This is a genomic window from Prosthecobacter sp. Pr1 (assembly GCF_057652315.1).
In genome coordinates, this window is the sequence record NZ_JBYFBS010000003.1 from 439,182 (window position 1) to 459,925 (window position 20,744).

20 protein-coding genes are annotated in these 20,744 nt (G+C 60.5%); 14 read left to right on the forward strand and 6 right to left on the reverse strand.

The genetic code is table 11. The annotated features are described in order from the left end of the window. Positions 1-421 precede the first annotated feature (421 nt). From AC24GY_RS07120 to AC24GY_RS07160, 9 genes are all read left to right on the forward strand, one after another. Positions 422-676: a hypothetical protein gene (locus AC24GY_RS07120; RefSeq protein ID WP_487681533.1), complete on the forward strand. Its 255-nt coding sequence runs from the start codon at positions 422-424 to the stop codon at positions 674-676. A gap of 121 nt (positions 677-797) precedes the next feature. After that, positions 798-1,076: a GreA/GreB family elongation factor gene (locus tag AC24GY_RS07125; protein ID WP_487681535.1), complete on the forward strand. Its 279-nt coding sequence runs from the start codon at positions 798-800 to the stop codon at positions 1,074-1,076. 52 nt (positions 1,077-1,128) lie between these two features. Then, a complete protein-coding gene (locus AC24GY_RS07130) occupies positions 1,129-1,554 on the forward strand; it encodes a hypothetical protein (protein WP_487681537.1) in 426 nt (141 codons plus the stop codon). A gap of 89 nt (positions 1,555-1,643) precedes the next feature. Beyond that, on the forward strand, positions 1,644-2,000 hold the full coding sequence (locus tag AC24GY_RS07135; RefSeq protein ID WP_487681539.1) for a PqqD family protein: 357 nt from the start codon (positions 1,644-1,646) through the stop codon (positions 1,998-2,000). A gap of 28 nt (positions 2,001-2,028) precedes the next feature. Continuing rightward, positions 2,029-3,132 carry an ATP-grasp domain-containing protein gene (locus AC24GY_RS07140; protein ID WP_487681541.1) on the forward strand — a complete coding sequence of 368 codons (1,104 nt, stop codon included), beginning with the start codon at positions 2,029-2,031 and terminating at the stop codon, positions 3,130-3,132. Positions 3,133-3,158: 26 nt separating this feature from the next. After that, the gene (locus AC24GY_RS07145; RefSeq protein ID WP_487681543.1) at positions 3,159-4,598 is read left to right on the forward strand and encodes a diaminopimelate decarboxylase; all 1,440 of its coding nucleotides are present in this window, start codon (positions 3,159-3,161) and stop codon (positions 4,596-4,598) included. Further along, complete coding sequence (locus AC24GY_RS07150) at positions 4,595-6,874, forward strand: urea transporter (protein WP_487681544.1); 2,280 nt, start codon at positions 4,595-4,597, stop codon at positions 6,872-6,874. The genes AC24GY_RS07145 and AC24GY_RS07150 overlap by 4 nt, the downstream gene beginning before the upstream one ends. An 18-nt stretch (positions 6,875-6,892) precedes the next feature. Next, on the forward strand, positions 6,893-7,543 hold the full coding sequence (locus AC24GY_RS07155; RefSeq protein WP_487681546.1) for a tetratricopeptide repeat protein: 651 nt from the start codon (positions 6,893-6,895) through the stop codon (positions 7,541-7,543). 182 nt (positions 7,544-7,725) lie between these two features. After that, positions 7,726-9,237, forward strand: coding sequence for an urea transporter (locus AC24GY_RS07160; RefSeq protein WP_487681548.1), 1,512 nt, complete (start codon positions 7,726-7,728; stop codon positions 9,235-9,237). Here the strand turns inward: AC24GY_RS07160 and AC24GY_RS07165 are convergent. After that, positions 9,190-10,056, reverse strand: coding sequence for a hypothetical protein (locus tag AC24GY_RS07165; protein WP_487681550.1), 867 nt, complete (start codon positions 10,054-10,056; stop codon positions 9,190-9,192). The two genes, AC24GY_RS07160 and AC24GY_RS07165, sit on opposite strands and share 48 nt — an antisense overlap. A gap of 33 nt (positions 10,057-10,089) precedes the next feature. On the opposite strand from AC24GY_RS07165, the gene AC24GY_RS07170 reads away from it, so the two are divergent. Genes AC24GY_RS07170 through AC24GY_RS07180 form a run of 3 tightly spaced genes read left to right on the forward strand, consistent with a single transcriptional unit; the run spans position 10,090 to position 12,054 of the window. Continuing rightward, positions 10,090-11,409 carry an outer membrane protein assembly factor BamB family protein gene (locus tag AC24GY_RS07170; RefSeq protein WP_487681552.1) on the forward strand — a complete coding sequence of 440 codons (1,320 nt, stop codon included), beginning with the start codon at positions 10,090-10,092 and terminating at the stop codon, positions 11,407-11,409. A gap of 49 nt (positions 11,410-11,458) precedes the next feature. After that, on the forward strand, positions 11,459-11,728 hold the full coding sequence (locus AC24GY_RS07175) for a hypothetical protein (protein WP_487681554.1): 270 nt from the start codon (positions 11,459-11,461) through the stop codon (positions 11,726-11,728). Further along, positions 11,716-12,054 (forward strand): type II toxin-antitoxin system RelE/ParE family toxin, encoded by a 339-nt coding sequence (locus AC24GY_RS07180; RefSeq protein WP_487681556.1) that lies wholly within the window; start codon positions 11,716-11,718, stop codon positions 12,052-12,054. Before AC24GY_RS07175 ends, AC24GY_RS07180 begins: the two co-directional genes overlap by 13 nt. 6 nt (positions 12,055-12,060) lie before the next feature. Here the strand turns inward: AC24GY_RS07180 and AC24GY_RS07185 are convergent, their stop codons facing one another. From AC24GY_RS07185 to AC24GY_RS07200, 4 genes are all read right to left on the reverse strand, one after another. Then, positions 12,061-13,191, reverse strand: a complete 1,131-nt coding sequence (locus tag AC24GY_RS07185) for an SGNH/GDSL hydrolase family protein (RefSeq protein ID WP_487681559.1) — start codon at positions 13,189-13,191, stop codon at positions 12,061-12,063. 90 nt (positions 13,192-13,281) lie between these two features. Further along, complete coding sequence (locus AC24GY_RS07190; RefSeq protein WP_422317529.1) at positions 13,282-13,860, reverse strand: hypothetical protein; 579 nt, start codon at positions 13,858-13,860, stop codon at positions 13,282-13,284. An 82-nt stretch (positions 13,861-13,942) separates the two neighbouring features. Beyond that, a complete protein-coding gene (locus AC24GY_RS07195) occupies positions 13,943-16,141 on the reverse strand; it encodes a DUF1549 and DUF1553 domain-containing protein (protein WP_487681561.1) in 2,199 nt (732 codons plus the stop codon). A 91-nt stretch (positions 16,142-16,232) separates the two neighbouring features. After that, on the reverse strand, positions 16,233-16,802 hold the full coding sequence (locus AC24GY_RS07200) for a single-stranded DNA-binding protein (RefSeq protein WP_487681562.1): 570 nt from the start codon (positions 16,800-16,802) through the stop codon (positions 16,233-16,235). A gap of 87 nt (positions 16,803-16,889) precedes the next feature. On the opposite strand from AC24GY_RS07200, the gene AC24GY_RS07205 reads away from it, so the two are divergent. Then, positions 16,890-17,783, forward strand: a complete 894-nt coding sequence (locus AC24GY_RS07205; RefSeq protein WP_422317523.1) for a tyrosine recombinase — start codon at positions 16,890-16,892, stop codon at positions 17,781-17,783. On the opposite strand, the gene AC24GY_RS07210 is transcribed toward AC24GY_RS07205, so the two are convergent. Continuing rightward, the gene (locus AC24GY_RS07210; RefSeq protein ID WP_487681564.1) at positions 17,768-18,670 is read right to left on the reverse strand and encodes a phosphatidylserine decarboxylase; all 903 of its coding nucleotides are present in this window, start codon (positions 18,668-18,670) and stop codon (positions 17,768-17,770) included. The genes AC24GY_RS07205 and AC24GY_RS07210 overlap by 16 nt on opposite strands. 103 nt (positions 18,671-18,773) lie before the next feature. On the opposite strand from AC24GY_RS07210, the gene AC24GY_RS07215 reads away from it, so the two are divergent. Further along, complete coding sequence (locus AC24GY_RS07215; protein ID WP_487681566.1) at positions 18,774-20,663, forward strand: hypothetical protein; 1,890 nt, start codon at positions 18,774-18,776, stop codon at positions 20,661-20,663. Positions 20,664-20,744: the final 81 nt, after the last annotated feature.

A 20,744-nucleotide genomic window follows, 5' to 3' on the forward strand; every position in this document is an offset into this window, starting at 1 on the left:
CGTCAACATCACCCTTCGGGATGATGCAGGGATTCTGGAAGTCTGCAGTCCACTTAGGGTTGCCTTTTCGAGGTTTGGGACGTATGTTATATTTGTGAAGCCGAACTCACGCCATCCAATCGCTTTCGCCATCCTGGTTGAAAGCAGTGTGATCCATCCGCTTTGCCACCGACTGGCGGCAAGCCGAGCTTAAGCGGGCAGCCCCTGATTTGGGATTGCCCGCGCACCCAGCAGGTACCAGAGCCTGCGCCCATTCATCTCCAGCCCGCGTCTGCCTGACGTGCAGGCTTCACTCTGGTTATCGCTCCGGCGCATGCATCACGGTGTTTACCACACACACGGTGCGGTGTGCTGCCTGTCTGCGCGCACATGCGTCAGCCAGGCTTTTCCCTTGTTCAGACACATCTCAAACACTCTTTTTATGAAACTATTGGAACGACTTATCAACCAGGATGACAAACCCGTGCGCGTTGGCAGCGCTCTTCGCTATGAGCGGCCCACATGGCTGGTCACCTGTGTGTTCAAACGCCAGGAAATCTTCGGCAAGGTTTCCACCGAGGCCAGTTATGAAGTGGCGGCCCGCACCGAAGAGGAGGCACGGGAGTCCGTGCGATCCTTCGTACTCCGGACGCATCCTGAAAGCTGCATTCAGTCCCTTCAGGCCACGCGGCAGTGACGGTCTAGCGCCGCAGTCATCGTTGGAAAGGCTCCTGCCACTCTGGGCAGGAGCCGCTTCCGCCTGCCTTCGTGGCAGGCATTTCCCCATCCATGCTTTTCCCCTTTTTCTTCTTCTCTTCATGAACACTCTTTCGATACATCACTATGATCACGTCACCCTGCGTCCTCTCAATGAACTGGCGACGCTCCATGAGTTCGACATCACCATTCAGGTGGTGCCCGGATATGAGGCCGATGCTGACAGCGGCCGTATCTCGGAGGACGCACCCCTCGGCAGGGCGGTCTTGCGCCGCACTGCGGGTGAAAAAATCGACATTCAAGTCCAGGGTCGCAATCTCGCGATGCTGATCCTGTCCGTGGAAAAAGCAGGCGATGTCCACTCAGCACAGCGGGCATGATCCACTCAAAGCAGGGCTTGCAGGGCACAAAAAACGGAATTCATTTTTTGTCATGAAAACGACATCCTCAAAATTATTCAGGGGGGTGATGTTGATCACCGCCCTGCTGGTCCCCGCCACCACGTGGTGGGCAAGCGTCCGCTACTACAACGGGCGCAGGGAGGCTGAAAGTCAGCAGCAGCTGGCACGGCTTCAGGAAATCCGGGAAAAGTATGCCGGCACAGTGAAGGATAACGAACTGCTCAGAGAAGCGATCAAGAACGAGGACAGCCGCAGGGCGCTCTTCAAGAGCCTCTCTGAAGGCAGCGCCGAGTTTGTGCTGGAAACCAAGCAGCGCAGCACTTGGAACTGGCCAACAGATCCTGACCATGTCTGGCAGGACCAGCGCCGAAAGGCGCAGGAAATGCTGATCAGGCTCGATGCGACGGATCGGGAGCACTTCAATAAGGTGCCGCTTGATCGTATTCCTGCCCGGTAACGGCAAAAATAAACGCATATTCATCTTGGCCCCTGCCGTGGCGTTAACCGGCCGGGTTTCTATGGGGTGTGATTCAATCATCCACCACCATGAAACTCGCGTCTATTCCCGCTCAGATTCGCCACAACGGCCAGCCGCATGCCATGGAGCCTGCCATGGTCGCGGCTCCCGTTGTGGCCCCGCACGCCGAACTGGCGTCCTTCCATTTTCAAACCGTCACCTGGCAGGCTGACGGTTTTGGTTTTGACGCCACCAGCGGCGAGTTTTTCACCGCCAGCCCGACGGCGCTCATGGTCATGCAGGCCTTGAGCGAGGGCATGGCGCGCCCGCAGATCCTGGAGCGTCTCACCTCGCGCTTCGAAGTCGCCCGCAGCACGGCGGAGCGGGATCTGGAATCCTTCCTCGCCGAACTCGTCCACATCGGCCTGACCTCGGAATCAAACTGAGTTCCACCCCACCACGCATCTTCCTCCCATGAATGCTTCCCCAGTCATCGCCGTCACCGGGCTTCATCGCGGTGAGAATCCCCAGCCCGGTTCCGCCGTCATTCGCAGCCTGCGCCGTGTTTATCCAGAGCTGCGCATCATCGGCCTTGTTTACGATTCACTCGAGAGCGGTCTCTTCAGCGAAGAGGACGCCCCGGACGCCGCCTTCACCATGTCCTACCCCGGCGCGGGTGAAGAAGCCTTCTGGCAGCGTCTTGATGCGATCCGTGAGATTGAACGCTTCGATGTTTTGATTCCCTGCCTCGATGCAGAGATGGGGCCGCTGGTCGATGCCCCCGAAAAACTTATCGAGCGCGGCATTCACGTCTGCCTGCCAACTGCCGCAAGCTTCAAATGCCGCGACAAATCCAAGCTGGCCGAGCTCTGCGAGCGCACGCACTGCCGCGCACCGCAGACCATCGCCGTGAGTGATGTGAACTCACTCCATCAGGCGGCAGTGACCCTCGGCGGCAACGTCTTCGTCAAAGGCCGCTACTATGAGGCCCGGCACGCCATCACGCCTGCCGCACGCGAAGCAGCCTACTGGCACATGTTGGAGCAATGGGGCGCGCCCGTGCTCGTGCAGGAAAATGTGCTGGGAGAAGAATACAACGTCGTGGGTCTGGGCGATGGCCGTGGTCACATCCTCGGCTCCTGCTCCGTCCGCAAGATGCTCCGCACTGCCATGGGCAAAGGCTTCGGCGGCATGGTGGTGCGGGATCCGCAGCTCGATGCCGTTGCCCAATCGCTCATCGCCGAACTGCGCTGGAACGGCCCCTTCGAACTCGAGTTCGTCAAATCCGAAGGCCCCAAAGGCGAGTACTGCCTCATCGAGATCAATCCGCGCTTCCCCGCCTGGTGTGATTTCCCCTCCACGCTGAACTGCAATCTGCCCGCTGCTGCTCTGGAGCTCGCTCTGGGCTGGCAGCCGCGCGAACCGCTGCGCCACGCCAGCCCCGGAAAGTTCTTCATCCGCCATGCCATCGACATGACCGGAGACATTCGCGATCTCGCCGCTCTCACCACGAGCGGTCAGTTCTTCCGTCAGCCACGCGAAGTCATCCCCCACCCGGCCTCGTCCCGCAGTCTTTAATTTTCAACCTTCCACCGCATCCTCCCATGCAAACGCTCCAACCCTATTCCCCGCCGACGATCACTCGTCATCTCAGCGGCCAGAACAGCGCCGCCAATCGCAACCGCCATGCCCATGGCCTCAACAGCAACGTCTGCGAACGCATCGACGGTGTGCCCGTGGCGGATCTCGCCGCACGCTTCGGTTCGCCGCTCTTCGTGTTCTCCGAGCGCACGCTGCGTGAGAAAATCCAGCGCGCACGTGAAGCCTTCGAAAGCCGCTATCCAAACACACGCTTCGCCTGGAGTTATAAAACGAATTACCTCAACGCCATCTGCCGCGTCTTTCACAGCGAAGGCTCCATCGCGGAAGTGGTGAGCGAGTTCGAATATGAAAAAGCACGCCGCAATGGCGTGGCCGGGCGCGACATCATCTTCAACGGGCCGCATAAAACACGCGCCGGCCTCGAACTCGCCATCAGCGAAGGTGCGATGATTCAGGTCGACAACTGGGATGAACTCCTGCTGCTCGACACCATCGCGAAGGAGCAAAATCGCAGCGTCGACATCGCCATCCGCTGCTGGCTGGACGCCGGTATTCAGCCCGTGTGGAGCAAGTTTGGCTTTGGTGTCGAGCACGGCGAAGCCTGGCGTGCGATCCGGCGCATCGCGGAAAGCAAAGGCCGCCTTCGTTTGCAGGGGCTGCACACGCACATCGGCACCTACATCCTCGAACCCAACGCCTACAAGGTCGCTGCGGAGAAGCTCATCACTCTCATGGAGCGCTGCCGTGAGAGCTACGGCTGGTCCTTGCGCTATCTGAACCTCGGCGGCGGCTTCCCATCGCTCAGCACGCTGCACTACTCCTATCAGCCTGCCGAGCAGGTGGTCCCGCCGATCGAAAAATACGCCGAAGCCATCGCCAGTGCGTTGAACACCCTGCCACGTGATCGCCGTCCGCGTCTCTACTTGGAAAGTGGTCGCACCCTTGTCGATGAAGCTGGTTACCTCATCAGCAGCATTGTCGCCGTGAAGCAAATCGGCGCCTCAGGACCGATCACGCTCGCCGGCAAGGCGGCCAAGGCGCCCGCCTACATGCCAGAGTCGAATGGCGCCGCCTATGTCATTGACGCCGGCATCAACATTCTCTACAGCGGCAACTGGTATCGCTTCAATGTGAAGCCCGCCAAGGCTCAGCGCGAGAGCGCCCAGCAGCCCGTCAAACTCTACGGCTGCCTGTGCATGAACATCGACGTCATTCGTGAGCAGGTCTCCCTGCCGGCGATGACCACGGGCGATCACCTCGTCATGCATCCCGTGGGCGCCTACAACATCACGCAGAGCATGCAGTTCATCACCTATCGTCCGGCAGTGGTCATGATCGGTCTGGATGGCCGCGTCGATGTCATCCGCGAGCGCGAAGACCTCGATTACGTGCAGCGCCTTGAACGCGTGCCAGAACATCTGCTCAACCCATCGCGGCCATGAACTCAGAAGCCCCATCTACCCTCCCCGTGATGGCCATTCTTGAAGAGGCCTCAGGTCATTCGCCTTCTCTATGGAAGAGGAGCCTGCTGAGAGCGGCTGCCTGCACCAGATCGCTGCGCCCTCATCTTCAAACAGTCACGACGCCGCTGCTCGAAGTCGCACGCGCCGCCAGTTCCATCTTCCTTTGCAGCAGTTGGAAAACGGGTGCGCTGCTGTGCGCCACGCTGCTGTTCATGCCGCGTTACTTTGCCTTTGCTGTCAGCGCCTGTTTGCTCGGGAGCTTCATCGCAAAGCTCCTGCATCTGCCTGCAGCGATGCGAAAGGACGGCACGCTTCTCTACAATGTGTTCCTGAGCGCTCTCGTCGTCGCATGGATCACTCGCGGTTCCTTCCTCGCGGCACCTGCCATCTGGGCCATGCTGGCGGTCGTCACGGTTTACACGCTGCTGCTCTCCGCAGCATTGTGGCATTGGTTTCCGCTGCGCGCCGGTCTGCCGCCGCTCAGCGTCGCATTTGTCGTCGCCTTCGGCACGCTGCTGACATTTTTCCCGCACTGGGCGGCTGCCACCACCTTGCTCGACATGGGATTGCCAGAGGAGCCAGCCCTGCCGTTCGTAGTCACCGCATTCCTGCGCAGCATGGGCACGATTCTGTTCCTGCCAAACGTGTGGGCCGGCATGGCTGTAACACTGGCGATTCTCGTGTGGTCCCGCGTCGCCATGATCAATGCCGTCGCAGGTTACGCTGGCGGCGTCCTCATCGTGAAGCTGCTCGAAGCCTGCGGTCTGCACTGGCTCGGCTGGTTTGCCGGGCACAACTACCTGCTCGCTGGCATGGCGCTTGGCGCGATCTATTTCGTGCCGTCCTGGAGCAGCCTGGCTCTCGCCTTTGTTGCCGGTGCCGTCGCCGCATTGCACGTCGCGGCAGTGCAGCATTTTCTGCGTGGCTCCGGCTGGGAATACCTGCCGCTGCCCTACCTGCTCACCATCTGGAGCATGCTCTGCTGCCTGCGCCTGCGTGAGAAACCAGGTTCGCTGCTGCCTGCCACAGGCGTCTTCGACAATCCTGAAGCCGCTGCTGCTTCATTGGCTCTCGCAAACACTCGCTTTCCGCATCGCAATGAGACCCATGTGCTGCTTCCCACCGCACGCGAAGTCACCGTGACCCAGGGCTTTGACGACAAGCTCAGCCATCGCGGTGACTGGAAACACGCGCTCGATTTTGAAGTCCATGATGCTGCTGACCACGCCTGCCCTCCCGGCTGGGATGACGATCTGAGCCGCTACTACACGCAGGGCCTTGAAGTGCGTGCTCCCGGAACCGGCGAAATCATCCGCGTCATCGACGGCGTGGCCGACAATGCACCCGGCGGCTGCAACTTCGCCAACAACTGGGGCAACCACCTCATTCTGCGCCTCGATTACGGCGGCATCGTAAAGCTCGCACACTTCATGAAGAACGGCATCGTCGTGAAAACCGGCCAGCGTGTCGGTGCAGGCGACCTCCTGGGCTACTGCGGCAATTCTGGACGCAGCCCTGTGCCGCACCTTCATCTGCACAATCAAGCCACCAACGAGACCGGCGCACCCACCACGCCTTTCTGTCTCACGAACTTTTTCACGCGCACCTCCGAGGGGGTGCGCTGGAACTTTGCCAGTGTACCTCAAGTGGGTGACCGCATTGCCCCGGCGTCAGTCTCCACCACCGTGCTGGGCACGCTGGCCCATTTTGCCCCTGGCGTGGCCACCTACCGTGTTTGCACAGCGGGATCGACCTCGTTCGAAACGATCACCACCACACTGGATGAATCCGGCCGCTACCTTTTCCGCAGTGGCAAAGAATCACTCACGGCGGTGCTCGGTTTGCACGCCCTGCAGATCACGCAGAGCAGCCTCAGCGGTCATTCGCAGCTCCTGCGCTTCCTTTCGTTCGCCATGCTCACCGTGCCATTCGCCTATCAAAGCGGCATGATCTGGGAGGATAGTGTCGCTTTGCAGTCAAAGCAGCACGGTCGGGCATTGGCGGGCGTTTTCTCGCCTTATGTGGGGCACCCCACCCAGCGCGTCATCACCCGCCATTCGCTGCATCCCACCACGCAGCGCCTTCATCTCGCCACCACCATCGTAAATCCCACGGATGATCTCCCGCATGAGATCGACTTCACCCTCGAACCCTTGCGCGGTCTCTCCCAGCTCACCGCGCATTTCAAAACTCACGACAGCACCTTCACGCAAACCAGCTTCACGCCCACTCTGCCTAACGGCGATGCCGAATAAACCACTCTCCTCTCAACCATGAAAACACATCTCCTCATCCTCGCCTTCGCCTGCGTCACCGCTGCGAACGCCGCCGACAAGCTCCCCGCCATCGCCGAAGCCTGGCAGAAATCTCTTACCGAGGAATCCAACAATGATTATGCCGCTGCTATCGAGAGTGTCCTCGCCTTCAAAAGCGCTGGCGGTGAGACTTATCTGGCGGCGGTGCGCGCCGGCTGGCTCTCCTATCTCAACAAGGACTACGCCAAGGCCGCCCAGTATTACACCACTGCCGCCAAACAGGAACCACGCGCCCTCACCCCTCATCTCGGCATGATGAATGTGTATCAGGCACAGAACAAACCCGAGGATGTTCTCCGCGCAGCACGTGAAGTCCTGAAAATCGACCAGTTCCATCGACCGACGCTGCTCGTCGCCGGAGAGATTCTCTTCAATCAGCAGGACTACCGCAAAGCAGAAGTCTACTTGGAACGAGCTTACAAGCTTCAACCGGGAGACCCCATTGCCATGAGCTGGTTTGGCTGGTCGCAGATCAACCAGGGGCAGGCCCGGCTTGCCGCGCCCCTGTTTGAGAAACTCATGCAGATCAATCCGGAGGGCTACATGGTGCAGGACGGATTTGCCATCACACGTTCGGGACCTCCAGGCCATCCTCCGGGTCAGCGTTGATGATGGAGGGACTTCATGCACACGCCCTCCCAAATCCGCACCCGCAGCCGGCATCTCCACGCCGCGCTTGAAACTGCTTGGAACAGCACGGCCGATTTTCAAATCACCTTCGTCTCCAAGATTGCCGCGCCTTCAGGATCGCATAAAGTGCCTCTTGTGATTTCAGAACTTCCACTCGCCGCATGAAGCGTTTGCTCGACCACACTCTGCGTGGTTACGGGCAGATGCTCGTGGCGAACAGCCGCATCACCGGCGTATGCGTGCTCATCGGCTTGTTGGTCCTCTCGCTCGAAGCCGCGCTAATGAGCCTGGGCGGGGCATTGCTCATTTCCGCACTCGCCCAGTGGCGTGCGCAGGATGACACCGTGCTCAAAACCGGGCTCTTCAGCGTGAATGGCGCATTGCTCGGCGCCTTGTGGTATCTTTTTCCGCAGGTGCCGCTGTGGGTGCAGGCGCTCACCACCGCGCTTGGTTGTGCAGGCATGGCTTATTTCTTCGTGCCCGTGGCCGAGCGCATGCACGAGAAAAAATCGCCCTATGTCCTCTTCAGCCTGCCCTACGTCATTGCAGCGTGGACTGCGCTGACCGCGCTGATTTTCTTTGGCGTGCATGATGCCGAGCTCACGCGCGGCTGGCGTGCACTCCTCACCAACCGTTTTGAAAAAGCCGAGAAACATTTCCTCAACACCGAAGTCAGCACCGACATGGCGGAGGCCTATCGCTGTGCGGGTCTTGGTTGGAGTTTGTACCGCCGTGGAGATCAAACCGGCGCACAGACCGCGTTCTCACGCGTGCTCTCGCTCAAAATCGGCGTCGCAGATGCCTATGACGGACTTGGCTGGAGCCGCATCCGTCAGGGCCGCTATGACGATGCCGCGCTGGCGTTTCGCCGTGCCGTCGCATTGGATTCCTTTTTCGCCGACTCATGGGACGGCCTTGGCTGGTGCGCCCTGCAGGCTGGCCATCCTGATGAGGCACGGCACCACTTCACCACGGCAGCCTTGTGCGCTCCCTTGTTTGCGGATGCGTACACAGGCTTCGCAGCCACCCTGTCCGGAGGCACAGCTCAGGAGTACGCGCAGTCATGGGGAGGATTTCTTGGCAGTCATCTCAGCCTGACCGCGCAGTTCACCTCCACTCGTTTGCTGCTCTGTTGGGTCTGGTTCTTCATCGGCATTCTCTGGCATTCACGCACCAGCGCTCTCGTGGCTCTGTCAGCAGTCCTCATCTGCATTGCGGGTTCCGCATGGAAGCCGGTCTTTGGAGATCCCGCCTTCGCCATGAATGTCATCGTTCTCGCCCTGGCTCTCGGCGGTCATTACCTGCGGCTGAATGTGAAGACCGTCGCGTGGATGCTCTTGGTCACGCTGGCGATGGCCCTGCTGTGGGAACCGCTCTCGGAAGCCCTGCTGCGCCTGGCGCTGCTGCCGCTCTGCCTGCCATTCAATTTGGCCCTTCTCGGCAGCATCGCATTCTTTGGCTGGTTGCAGCGTCGGGGGCTGTGCGATGAGCGCATCCCCATTGACTGGGCTTCCAGCACGCCTGCGCAGATCCGCGTTTTCACTGCGCAAAAAGAGATCGCTGACGGCTGCTGGGACAAGCTCAAAAAGGCAGATCCTGAGCAGCCGCAACCGCTGACCGAACGCTCACTTCAGCTTCCGGCCAAAGTGAACCTCAAAGTAAACCCCGAGTGAATTCGCCAGCGCTCTGGCAAAGCGGCGCTGAGTTTCCGGCGTCTCACGCACATTGGTCCAAGGACACTCCACCTGGATGGCGCTCACCGTGCCGCCACTGCGTGAACCGTGCGCAGCCACGTCATAAACACCGCTGAAGTAGCCCGCCATGAAGGCCGGATTCGCTTTTGAAGGACTGGGCAGGCAGCGAAAGCCATTAAACTCCAGCAAACCGCCCAGGCTCTGCGGCCCACGCAGCAATTCTGCAAAGCTCTGCGGCGAGCGCTTGTCCAGATCACGGATGCTCGTGGAGGCGATCAGCGCCGCATCCGCGTTCAGTTCCGCGTCGGAGTGCTTCAGGATGTCTCCTTTCACCAGATAACCCAGTTCGACTCGTTGATCCAGATGGCGGTGTCCGTGAATGTCCAGCAGCAGACCCATGCCGCTTTTCTTCATCACACTCTCACAGGCTTTTTGGGCGCTGTCATGAAAGCGGTGCCAGGCGGCGATGGCGGTTGGATCACCCTGCGCGGCTTCTTCGAGCTCGCGGTTCGGATCCATTTTCGTGCGGCTCAAGCGGGAGATGATTGCGTGCGGCTTGCCGCCGTAACGCGTCTCCAGTTCTTGAATGATCATTCCAGCCAGCGGTATGGTGTTGGAATCAATGCCCGTCACACCGTAGCGCCGCGCCAGCACGTTGTCCGGCTTCAAGGTGCCGCCGTGAGGAACCGTGAGAATGAGGGGCAGTGTCCCGGAGCGCACCTCGATGTACGTTTCGAGCTCCGTAGTCTGGGCCTGCAATGCGGCGGCGAAAACAAATAGAAAAAACGGGATGCGCATGATCAATCCCAGTGAAAGACAGTTCCCGGCTGCATGCCACGTTTTTTCTCGCTCATGATTCACCGCATTCTACTCCCGCTTCTCGTTCTCGCTTCCGCCTCCCACGCCGGCAACTGGCCCGAATGGCGCGGCCCTTCGGCCCAAGGTCACGCCATCGCCTCCGGCCTGCCGGAAACGTGGAGCGAGACGAGCAATGTCGCCTGGAAGACAGAGCTTCCGGGCCGTGGCCATTCAACACCCGTCATGTGGGGCGATCAGATCTGGCTCACCACCGCCCTCGAAAAAGCAGCCACTCCCGAGGAAGCCAAACGCCGCCTGGAATCCAACACTGGTGACCAGCCTCTCACCGTGCTGGGTTCCGTGAGCCTGCACGCCCTCTGTGTGGATCGCACCAGCGGCAAAGTCCTCCATGACATCGAGCTGCTCAATGTGAAGGACCCGCAGTGGGCGCATCAGCTCAACAGCTATGCCTCACCCTCGCCCGTGCTGGCGGAGAGCCGGCTCTACGCGCACTTCGGTTCCTTTGGCACCGTCGCCCTTGACACAAAAACCTTGAAGGTGCTGTGGAAAAACGAGGAACTCCACGTCATGCACGAAAACGGCCCCGGCTCCACCGCCGTGCTGCATGGAGACAGACTGATCGCACATTTTGACGGCAGCGATCAGCAGTTCATCGCCGCCTTTGACACGAAGACCGGCAAGGTCGCATGGAAGACACCCCGTAGTGGCGACATGGATCCACGCCCGCAGCAGCGCAAAGCCTACGGCACACCGCTGGTCGTGACGATCAACGGCCAGCCGCAGGTTATCAGTTCCGCCGCCAACAACATCTATGGCTATGATCCCGTCACGGGTCAGGAGCTCTGGAAAATTCATTACGGCGAACTCGGCTTCTCCATGTCCACCGTTCCCGTGGCCGACGATCAGCAGATCTATTTCAGCACCGCCTTCGGCAAATCGGCGGTCATCGCTCTCAAATACGCCGGTTTGAAAACGCCCGAAGTCGCCTGGCGCAACAATAAGAACGCTCCCAAGATGTGCTCGCCCGTGCTGCACAACGGTCTGCTGTTTTACGTCGATGACGGTGGCATCGTCAGCTGCGTGGACACGAAAAACGGCGAGGCCTTTTACCGCGAGCGCATCGGCGGCAAGTTCAGCGCCTCGCCGATCATCGCAGATGGCAAACTCTACTTCTGCAGCCGCGAAGGCGTCGTCACGATCATCAACGCCGCCAAAGAATTCAAAATCCTCGCCCAGAACACCCTCGACGGCCCGATCATGGCCAGCCCCATCGCCGATGGCAGCGCCCTGTTCATCCGCACGGACAAGGCGCTGTACAAGATCGGTAAGTGAGCGGTCATGCAGGGCTTGCGTTACGCCTGGTGGTGAATAGTTTTAAGGTATGACGACTGTTGCCCAGATTGAGGACGCGATTGCTGCTCTCCCAGCGGACGGCTTTTTGGAATTGCTGGACTGGATGGAACGTCGCCATGATGAGGTTCTTGGGGAGGACGGCTATGAGTCGCCAGAGCTCGAAGCAGCGATGCTCAAGGCATTGGATAGTCCGCGCTATCCGCTGGATGAAGCCTTTCTTGATTCAATCCGAAAAGGCAGACCTTCCAACAGACCTTCCAATAAAGCCGTCATGGAATCTGCACCATGCCAGGTCTGACAATTCAACGCACTGAAGACGCCTCACTTGATATACGTCTTCAGTCGGACTGGTATGATGTGCATGCGGGTGCAGACATCTCTGAAAGGTATCTGATGTCTTTGGTCGAAACTCTCAAAGACCTGGCTGCACAGCCGGATCTTGGTCGCGTCCGTAAGTTCCGAAATCGACGTCTTGCGCGGCTGCGGTCCTTCCAGATTCAAGGCTCATTTCACAAGCACCTCATTTTTTACCGCATCGAGGACGACATGCTTGTTGTCTTCCGCGTGCTGCAAGGCATGCGTGACCTGCCCCGGCGATTGCTGGAACCGCCGGGGACCGAGTGAGGCGGGTTACTTCAGAGCCTTGCGCAGCACCGGCTCAAAGATTTCAGCCTGACGCAGGAATCCGAGGTCGGTGCCGTGGGAGGCATCGTTGGAGCCTTCGGCGTCGGTGCCGTAGAGCGCATCACCGCTGATGTAGTGGAGGTTGGCGACTTTCTCTTTCTTGAGCTGCTCGTAGGCGGCTTTGAGGGCGGCGTGGTTGTCGTCATGGAACTTGGCCTTGGCAGGGGTGATCCAGGAGTTCGTGAAGCGGCGGTCTTCGACGAGGATGATCGGCGTGGTGGCATGCTTGGAGCGCAGCTGCTTCACCAGTGGCACGCATTTGGCCGTGACGTCGGCGGGTTGCATATTGGGCAGGCAGTCGATGACGATGACGGCAGGATCGAGTTCATTGATAAGATCGCCCACTGCGGCGTCCATGCGACCATTGCCGGAGAAGCCGATGTTGATGACAGGGCGGTCCAGATGACGACCCAGGATGGCGGTGTGAACCATGCCGGGACGCGAGGCATTGGCACCGTGGGTGATGGACGTGCCGTAGAAAACGATGGGCTTTTCACGCGGCTTCAATCCTTCAAACTTCGCGCCCGCAGGCACGCCGATTTCCAGTTTTTCAATACCGTTGTAGAGCGGCAGGTAGGCGGCGAATTCATGCTCGCCGGGGGCCAGGCCGCTGATCAGCACAGCTTCGACATGCTGCTTGTCAGGTTTCGGGCATGCCACCCAGCGCCATTTGCCCTCGGCATCACGCGCATAAAGATCGAGGCCGCTCACACCCGTGGCAGGCATGGCTGGCATGGCCAGATTTGCTTTGAGGAGATCGTAGCGGCAGTAAATCGTGTTCGCGTTCGTCTTGAAGCGCACCATCATGCCTGCACTGTCGCGGCTGAGACCCCAAACCGCAGGTGTGACGGTTTTTTCCGCCTTCGCTGGCAGACGGTCAAACCAGCGCTTCCTCTCCTGATCTCCCCAGCCGCGTCCTTCCACACCCCAGCTCGTCACATCATGCCACTGCGCATCCGCAGGAATGGTCGGGCCTTTGGCTTTGGCCGCTGGCGCAGGTGCGGGCGCTTTGGGTGCGGCAGTTTGGGCGAGCAGCGAAGTGCTGACTAGTAGGGAGAGGAGAATGGCTGGTTTCATGAGGCGCATCAGTACGTTGCGCAGCGGCTCGTTCTCACTTCAATCGCGAGACTCTGCTGGAACCAACAAATGCAAAATCCCCAGGCGCATCTAGCCGCGCACTTTGGCGAGCGCCTTTTTGGTGGCCTCGTAGGCGGTCTTTTCCCAGGTCGGGAGGGAGGCACGGGCGGTAGGGTTTTTCAGCGGAGGCACCGGCCCCGGTGCCATGGCAAGACTGCTGGCGATGGCCTTGCCGCTGCGCGCATGGGCCAGGAAACCGACGCTGACACTCTGCTGCTTGAAGTCTGGGGTGGCCCAGACGCGTATGACGGCCTTGAGATGATTGGCAGCGGCGAATTTTCGGACCTCGCTGCGCTGGTTCGCAATGTTCAGGCTCTTCGGGGTCTGCTTCATCTGGGCAAAGGGCACATAGCTGAAGGCACGGCTGTCATCCAACGCACGCTCCACTCCGCGACGCACCGCTTGATGCACGCGCAGTTCCTCGGGAGTTTCAGATTTGAAATGGGTCAGCGGACGATCGCCCGGATGACTCCCGGTGGGCCCGATGCCGATGGCCCCCGTGCGCACATTTTGAAGACGGCCGAGATTGCCTTCCGTGCAGGAAGACAGAGCTGCTGCGGCGAGCAGACTGGCGAGGAGGAGGGCGACGCGTTGACGGATGAAAGACATGAGGCGTTATGCCACGAAGCCCCTGCTTTGTCATGCGGTAACGGTCCAGCTCAAGTCGTCATCCAGACACGAAGCGGCGTGCTTATCGGGCGAGAAGAAACTCTTTCGCATTCACCAGACTCCAGGTGATGTCCTCCAGCGCGAGTCGCCGGTCTTTGGCGGAGGCGAGAAGGGCTTCCATGACCTTGGCTTCGTCGGCGGTGGGCGCACGGGTCAGGAGGGCCCAGTAGAGATCGCGGGTGACGGCGCCGTTGTCGGGATTCTTGAGCAGCGAATAAAGGCGGTTGTATTTCTGCGAGACGACGTTGCTGACGATGGGGCCGCTGATGAACTGGAAAATCTGACCGATGGAGGTGTCCGCAGCGCGTTCGCATTCGCAGCTCAGTTCGCGTTTGGGGCGGCCAAATTGGGCGAGGAAGGCCTCTGGAGACGTGGGATTGGGACTCCCACGGCCATTGTCGGGGCCGGGAATCTGGCTGGCACGTGTGCCGCGGCCCCAGCCATTGAAATCTGGCGTGACACGCATCGAAGAGTAGAGCGAATCAATCAGCTGCTCGGCGCTGAGGCGGCGGGGCAGGTGGTGCGAGTAGTTGATGAGATCGACGGCGTTCGTCTCGTTCGGCGTGCTGTCCAGCTGGTAGGTGCGGCTCAGCATGATGGTGCGAATGAGGTGCCGCAGATCAAAACCGCTGCGGATGAAATCCTGGGCGAGTTCTTCGAGCAGCTGCGGATGGCTGGCGGGATTCGTGAGGCGCATGTCATCCACGGGATCGACCAGACCACGACCCATCAGATGATACCAGATGCGGTTGGCCTGTGCTTTGGCAAACAGAGGATGCTGCGCGCTCGTGAGCCAGTTGGCTGCGGCCTGCAGCTCGTCCTCCTTTTCGGCGAGCTTGGGCATGTCCGCACCTAGGAACCGGGCCTTGGCCTTGTCTCCGGTGCGCGGGTTTTCGATGTTCAGCTTGGCATTGAGAAAGACCACCTGCTCTCCGTTGAACTCATGTTTGTCGTTTTTATCACGAGGTTTGATGTCGCCGATGATCTTGTAGTCCACCTGCGCAAAGACGGCGGACCAGTTGTAGTAGTCGTCCTGCGTCCAGCGGTCAAAGGGGTGGTTGTGGCACTGCGCACACTGAAGGCGGGTGCCGAGAAACACCTGCGCCGCCGTGGTGGCACGCAGCTCCGGCGTACGGTTGGCTCGGTAAAAATTCGTCTCGGGCTCGTGATAGGTGCTGCCACGGGAGGCAAGCATGGCGCGGACCATTTCATTGATCGGGCGGTTTCGAGTGATGCCATCTCGAATCCAGTCGTGAAAGGCCTGCACCCCGGTTTTGTCCAGCGTGCGGGATTCGACCTTGAGGACATCGGACCACTTGAGCGTCCAGTAATCGGCGAACTCCGGCCGCACCATCAGGCGGTCAATCAAGCGCGCTCGCTTGTCGCGGTGCGTGTCGGCCTCAAAGGCGCGCGCTTCATCCGCAGGCGGGATCATGCCGCAAAGATCAAGCCAGGCACGGCGAATGAAGACCTCGTCACTGCATACCGCGCTGGGGTTCATGCGCAGGGTCTTGAGCTTGTTGAAGACGTGCGAGTCGATGTAGTTGTCACGGCGCGGCTTGCTCCACACAAAGGCCGGATTCGCTTTCACAAACGTCAGCCGCACGGGCACCGATTGATTCAGGAAGCGCACCAGCACTCCCGGTTCGCCAAACTGCAGGCGCTTCACCAGCCCGCTCTTGCTCACATCCACGAGTCCGTTTTGCAGCGGCTCATAGATCGCACGGTCAGTGATGTCGCGCTGCGTGCCGTCAGCAAAGGTCGCCTGCACTTTGATCTGCACCTTGTCTTGCGGCTCGTCCAAAACGAGCTCGGTCGGCGTGACGGTGAGCTTGGTGACTTTCGGTGCCGTGCTGTCATCACGCGGCAGACCCGCGGCGATCCAGCTTCGCAGCACCTGGTATTCCCAGGCCTTGGGATCCAGTTTCTTGCCGCCTTCGTGGGCGATCTGATTCGCACCTTTGACCAGGATCAGGCTGCGCTCCGGCGCGAAGACATCCACGCGGCGGCCGGAGGCGTCTCGGGCGAGCGCTTTGAAATCGAGATCAGGATCCTGTCCGCGCAGCGAAAGCTTGAAGCCGCCTTTGCCCGTCGCATTGCCATGGCAGGTGCCCAGGTTGCAGCCCGCTTTGGAAATGGCGGCCATCACCTCATTGCGAAAGGACACAGTCTCGGCGGCAGACGCCGCCGACAAAGCGACGGCGCTGAGCGCAAAAACCAAGCTGGAGACAGAGCAATTCACAGGGCCGCAAATAACGGCTCAGGAGCAGGTTCTCTTCCAATCAAGCAGGGCAAAACGCCGGCTTCATTTCTCAAAACGGAATGTCGTCGTCTTCCATGCCGTCGGTGATCGGGCCTTCACCGAAGTCATCGTTCTGCGGCGGCGGAGCTGGGCGCTGGGCCGGGCGTTGCTGCTGGGCAGGTGCTGGGCGCTGGGCCGGACGGGCTGCGGGACGGTTGTAACCGCCGCCACCACCTCCTCCTCCGCCACCGCCGGAGTAGCCGCCTTCGTCATCGCCACCACCGCCGGCTGGAGCACGGTCACCACCAGGGCTGCCGAGGAATTGCATCTGCTCGCCCACGACGCGCATGCGGGTGCGCTTCTGGCCGGTTTGCTTGTCTTCCCAGGAATCCATCTGCAGGCGGCCTTCGATGAAGACCGGGCGGCCTTTCTTCAGATACTTGCCGGCCAGCTCGGCCATCTTGGCCCAGAGGACGACGTCCACAAAAGTGACTTCCTCCACCTTCTCACCACTGTCGGAGGTGTACACACGGTTCACGGCGAGCCCGATGTCGCACACCGCGCTGCCTTTGGGCGTGTAGCGCACTTCGGGGTCGCGGGTCAGATTGCCGATGAGCATGACTTTGTTGTAGGAGGCCATAATGGGGCATCTTTGCCGCCCGCCGCCCCTGAGGGCAAGAATTTTGTCATTCTCGTGACGTGCAATTCCGTGCCACTCTAGACGCCGATGCTGGAACTTATCGATGGCTTCATCCTCCACCTGGCGACCGAGCGGGGTCTGTCCACGAACTATCAGCTCCTGGTGCGCCGGGTGCTGGAGGCCTTTGCCTCGTGGTTCAAGGCCAGGCACGACTCCGCCAGCGCGGCTGCCGTGACAACGGAGCACGTGAGCGGCTTTCTGGCCCAAAGAAAAAAAGACGGCATCGCAGCGTCCTCGGCCCGGGTCGAACTCATCGCCGTCAAAATCTTCTTCCGCTGGCTCACCGCGCGCAAACACATCCCCTCTGACCCTGCGGACCCGATTCTGCCTCCGCGCCAGGAAAAGCACCTGCCGGACTCCTTGAACGAGCAGGACGTGCGCAAGCTCGTCGAGTCTGTGAACGGCACAGCCCCGCTGGACCGGCGGGATCGGGCCATCCTGGAGCTGTTTTATGCCAGCGGTGTGCGGTTGTCGGAGCTGGCCGATGCCCGGCTGGAAAACCTCAGCCTCGAAGAGGGCTGGATTCGCGTCACGGGGAAGGGCTCCAAGACCCGTCTCTCACCCGTGGGCGGTGCAGCGCGCGAGGCCATTGCTGCCTACGTGGAGCATGCACGCCCTGAGCTGGTGGGGCCAAAATCCCAGAGCCACATCTTCATCTCACGCAACGGCACTCGACTGACCACCGCACGCATCCAGCAGATCGTGAAGGAACGCGCCGCGCTCTGCGGCATGGATCCTGCCCGTGTGCATCCGCATCTGCTGCGCCACAGCTTTGCCACGCATTTGCTGAACAACGGTGCCGACCTGCGCGTGATCCAGGAAATGCTCGGCCATGCGGACATCTCCACCACGCAGATTTACACCCACGTGGATCAGGCACGGCTCAAGGACGTGCACCGGCGCTTTCACCCGCGGGCGTGAGCCACCACATCGCCCATGCGGGCATAGACTTCGCGCCCAGCTTGGCTGTGCTTGATCAAATCGTCCGAAAACTGGATTTTACCCGGCTCAAAGATCGTGATGAAGCAGGAGCCTCCGAAGCGGAAGTAGCCTTTTTCAGCCCCTTTTTCGACGGCGGCACCCGGCGTATAAGTTTGCACGATGGAGCCCACGCAGGTGGCGCCGACTTCCAGTAGCAGCACATCCCCGAGGGCGGGAGTCCGCAGCACCGTAATCTCCCGCTTGTTTTCCCAGTGGATGCTGGCCCGGCTGCGCAGGGCGATGGGACTCACCGAATACAGCGGGCCATTGATCAGGCGGGCGGCTCCAGGAGTGCCGGCGCAGGGAAAATGAAAGCGGTGGTAGTCCACCGGGCACAGGCGGGAAATCAGCATGCTGCCGCGGGCAAAGCGCTCGGAGAGCGCGGCATCGCGCAGCAGGGCAGGGAGGTCAAAGCGGGTGCCTTTGATGAAAAAATCGGTGCAACGGGCGATGTCTGGCAGGACCAAATGGCGGCCGTCCGCAGGGAAAGTGATGACATCGTCGCCCGGAGCAACCGGCCGTGCCTGCGGCTTGAGCTTGCGGTAAAAAAAGTCGTTGAAGGTGCGGAAGGACTCCGGGGCATCGGCGAATTCGCTGACGTCCAGGCCATAGGTGGCCAGGAAAGGGGAGATTTTTGCCCGGCTGGCCGGGGCGTCCATGCGGCTGCCGTACCAGCGGGAAAAAGCCGCCCGTTTCACCAGCGCATGCAGCGGCAGGGCACCCAGAGGGCTCTCGTAGGTAAAGCGCAGAAAACCCTCCCCATACACGGCCTCCGTTTCGAGTTGGCCGGTGAGGCGATTGTAAAAAGTGATGGGTTCGGCTGGCATGGGACTTGTTCACATAATGCCATGCCAAGAAAACGCCACACGAACAAAACTGGCGACAAACACGATTCGAGGCATAGTCGCGGCCCCTTCCAGCCTGAAAAGTATGACCGAACCAGAAGCCAGCACCGACAACCAGACGCCAAAGCCAAGCGGCCTGGTTGACCTTTCCGATTTGAAACTGATGCCCGCATGGGTCGGCGAATTCGGCAAAGAAGATAAAATCAAACAACGCTATGCCGATGCAGAAGACCGTCCGCAGCGCGGTGGTCGTGATGACCGCCGTGGCGGTGGCGGCGGATTTGGCGGTCGTGATGATCGTCGCGGCCCGCCTCCGCGCCGTGATGGTCCTGGCGGCGCAGGCCCGCGTCCAGCAGGTGCCGGTGGCGGATTCCGTCCCGGTGGTCAGGGCGGCCCGCCACGTCGTGATGGCCCTGGTGATGACCGCCGTGGTCCACCGCGTCGTTTTGGTGATCGTGATCGCGCAGGCCCGCCACAGCGTGAGTGGGTCGAGATCCCGAAGGATGTGCAGGTCATCATTTTCCCAGAAGACAAGGCGGTGGATGCACTCGCCGCACACGTCCGCCAGACGGGCCACGCATTCAGCATGTTTGATGCCGCACGCCTCGTGCTCGCAGGGGGGGACCGCTTCATGGTGCGTTTCCGCTGCGCCGAAGAACGTCCCACGGGCTTCTACCATGTGCCTGCGGACGGCAGCCTCTTCCTCTCCCGTGATGAAGCTCTCAATCATGTGCTGCGCAGCGCCGCACTGGATGAGTTTTATCGTGTGGAAGAGATCGAACTCGAAGCGCCAAAGGGCGAGTTTGCCTCCGTGGCCGTCTGCGGCATGAGCGGCGAACTCATCGCTCCGCCGAGCCATCACAGCTATCAAACCGGTGTCATCAGGCTGCACCGTGAGCGCTTCTCGAACATGCCGCTCGAAGATTTCAAGCGTCGCATCCGTGTGGAGTCCAATCCGGAGCTCGTCGCGAAGTGGAAGGAAAACATGAGCAAGGGCCGCCGCTGGGTGTGCCTGAAGGGCGAAGTGCCCGAGGGCGGCGAGCCGCTCGCACTCAGCTCACGCGCCGACATGGAGGCGCACTTCCGCCGCACCTTTGCCAACGATGCCGTCATCGAAGTCCGTGACGCCACCGTGCCGGGCAACATCGACAAGCAGAAGCTTGCTCATATTTTCTTCATCATGATGCGCCAGTCTGTGGATGCGGCGCGCAAGCACCTCTTTGAAATCTCGCAGAAGCTCGGCGCTGGCCTGGAACGCCGTGGCATGAAATTGTTCAAGCGCCGCGCGGGCAAGCAGTTCGTCTGCCGCGTGAAGCCTCGCGCCATCGAGCCCAGCATGGTCTTCTCAGACCGCCTTGCGCAGGTCGTGGAAAAGCTCAAAGCCAACAACGGCATGCCCATGCAGAAGCTGGTGGAGTCGATCGTGCCCTCACCAGAAGCCCCCGAAGGCACCGCCCCGGATGCGCCGAAGCATCCCACGGAAGAGCAGATTGCCGTCATCAAGGACATCCGCTGGCTCGCGAACGAAGGCTACGTCATCGAATACAGCGACGGCATGGTCTTCCTCGGTGTGCAGGGTGAACCTGCCGCTGCAAAGAAGGAAGCTCCTGCTGCCAAGGCATCTGCGAAAGCCGCTGCCCCTGACGCAGAAACTGCGGTCGAAACAACTGCTGAATCCGAGCAGGAAGCATCTGAACCTTCGCTGACAGAAGCCCCGGTCGAAGAGTCGATGGCGGAAGCAGAATTGGCAGAGCAGGCTGAAGCTGCCCTGGCGGGTTCCCCAGAGGAAGCACCTGCGGCAGCAGCACCTGTTGAAGATGCTCCTGCTGAGGAAACTTCCCAGCCTGCTGAACCAGAACTGACAGAAGCCCCGGTCGAAGAATCCATGGCCGAAGCAGAGCTCGCAGAGCAGGCTGAAACCGCCCTCGCAGAATCCTCGGTGGAAGAGCCTGCCAAGGAAGAAGGCGCTGCCTGATTCCTCCATCGGCCAAGGATCACGCGTGCTTGCAGGATGGGTGTGGCGAAAGCCCGCCCGTCCATGAGCGTGTGGAGACGC

What these genes read in the sequence shown, in the direction of transcription:
- AC24GY_RS07200 (WP_487681562.1), bottom strand. Translation starts at nt 16,802, where the DNA reads ATGGCCTCCTACAACAAAGTCATGCTCATCGGCAATCTGACCCGCGAC.
- AC24GY_RS07185 (WP_487681559.1), bottom strand. Translation starts at nt 13,191, where the DNA reads ATGAAACCAGCCATTCTCCTCTCCCTACTAGTCAGCACTTCGCTGCTC.
- AC24GY_RS07125 (WP_487681535.1), top strand. Translation starts at nt 798, where the DNA reads ATGAACACTCTTTCGATACATCACTATGATCACGTCACCCTGCGTCCT.
- AC24GY_RS07120 (WP_487681533.1), top strand. Translation starts at nt 422, where the DNA reads ATGAAACTATTGGAACGACTTATCAACCAGGATGACAAACCCGTGCGC.
- AC24GY_RS07155 (WP_487681546.1), top strand. Translation starts at nt 6,893, where the DNA reads ATGAAAACACATCTCCTCATCCTCGCCTTCGCCTGCGTCACCGCTGCG.
- AC24GY_RS07145 (WP_487681543.1), top strand. Translation starts at nt 3,159, where the DNA reads ATGCAAACGCTCCAACCCTATTCCCCGCCGACGATCACTCGTCATCTC.
- AC24GY_RS07205 (WP_422317523.1), top strand. Translation starts at nt 16,890, where the DNA reads ATGCTGGAACTTATCGATGGCTTCATCCTCCACCTGGCGACCGAGCGG.
- AC24GY_RS07190 (WP_422317529.1), bottom strand. Translation starts at nt 13,860, where the DNA reads ATGTCTTTCATCCGTCAACGCGTCGCCCTCCTCCTCGCCAGTCTGCTC.
- AC24GY_RS07135 (WP_487681539.1), top strand. Translation starts at nt 1,644, where the DNA reads ATGAAACTCGCGTCTATTCCCGCTCAGATTCGCCACAACGGCCAGCCG.
- AC24GY_RS07215 (WP_487681566.1), top strand. Translation starts at nt 18,774, where the DNA reads ATGACCGAACCAGAAGCCAGCACCGACAACCAGACGCCAAAGCCAAGC.
- AC24GY_RS07140 (WP_487681541.1), top strand. Translation starts at nt 2,029, where the DNA reads ATGAATGCTTCCCCAGTCATCGCCGTCACCGGGCTTCATCGCGGTGAG.
- AC24GY_RS07210 (WP_487681564.1), bottom strand. Translation starts at nt 18,670, where the DNA reads ATGCCAGCCGAACCCATCACTTTTTACAATCGCCTCACCGGCCAACTC.
- AC24GY_RS07180 (WP_487681556.1), top strand. Translation starts at nt 11,716, where the DNA reads ATGCCAGGTCTGACAATTCAACGCACTGAAGACGCCTCACTTGATATA.
- AC24GY_RS07150 (WP_487681544.1), top strand. Translation starts at nt 4,595, where the DNA reads ATGAACTCAGAAGCCCCATCTACCCTCCCCGTGATGGCCATTCTTGAA.
- AC24GY_RS07160 (WP_487681548.1), top strand. Translation starts at nt 7,726, where the DNA reads ATGAAGCGTTTGCTCGACCACACTCTGCGTGGTTACGGGCAGATGCTC.
- AC24GY_RS07170 (WP_487681552.1), top strand. Translation starts at nt 10,090, where the DNA reads ATGCCACGTTTTTTCTCGCTCATGATTCACCGCATTCTACTCCCGCTT.
- AC24GY_RS07130 (WP_487681537.1), top strand. Translation starts at nt 1,129, where the DNA reads ATGAAAACGACATCCTCAAAATTATTCAGGGGGGTGATGTTGATCACC.
- AC24GY_RS07175 (WP_487681554.1), top strand. Translation starts at nt 11,459, where the DNA reads ATGACGACTGTTGCCCAGATTGAGGACGCGATTGCTGCTCTCCCAGCG.
- AC24GY_RS07165 (WP_487681550.1), bottom strand. Translation starts at nt 10,056, where the DNA reads ATGCGCATCCCGTTTTTTCTATTTGTTTTCGCCGCCGCATTGCAGGCC.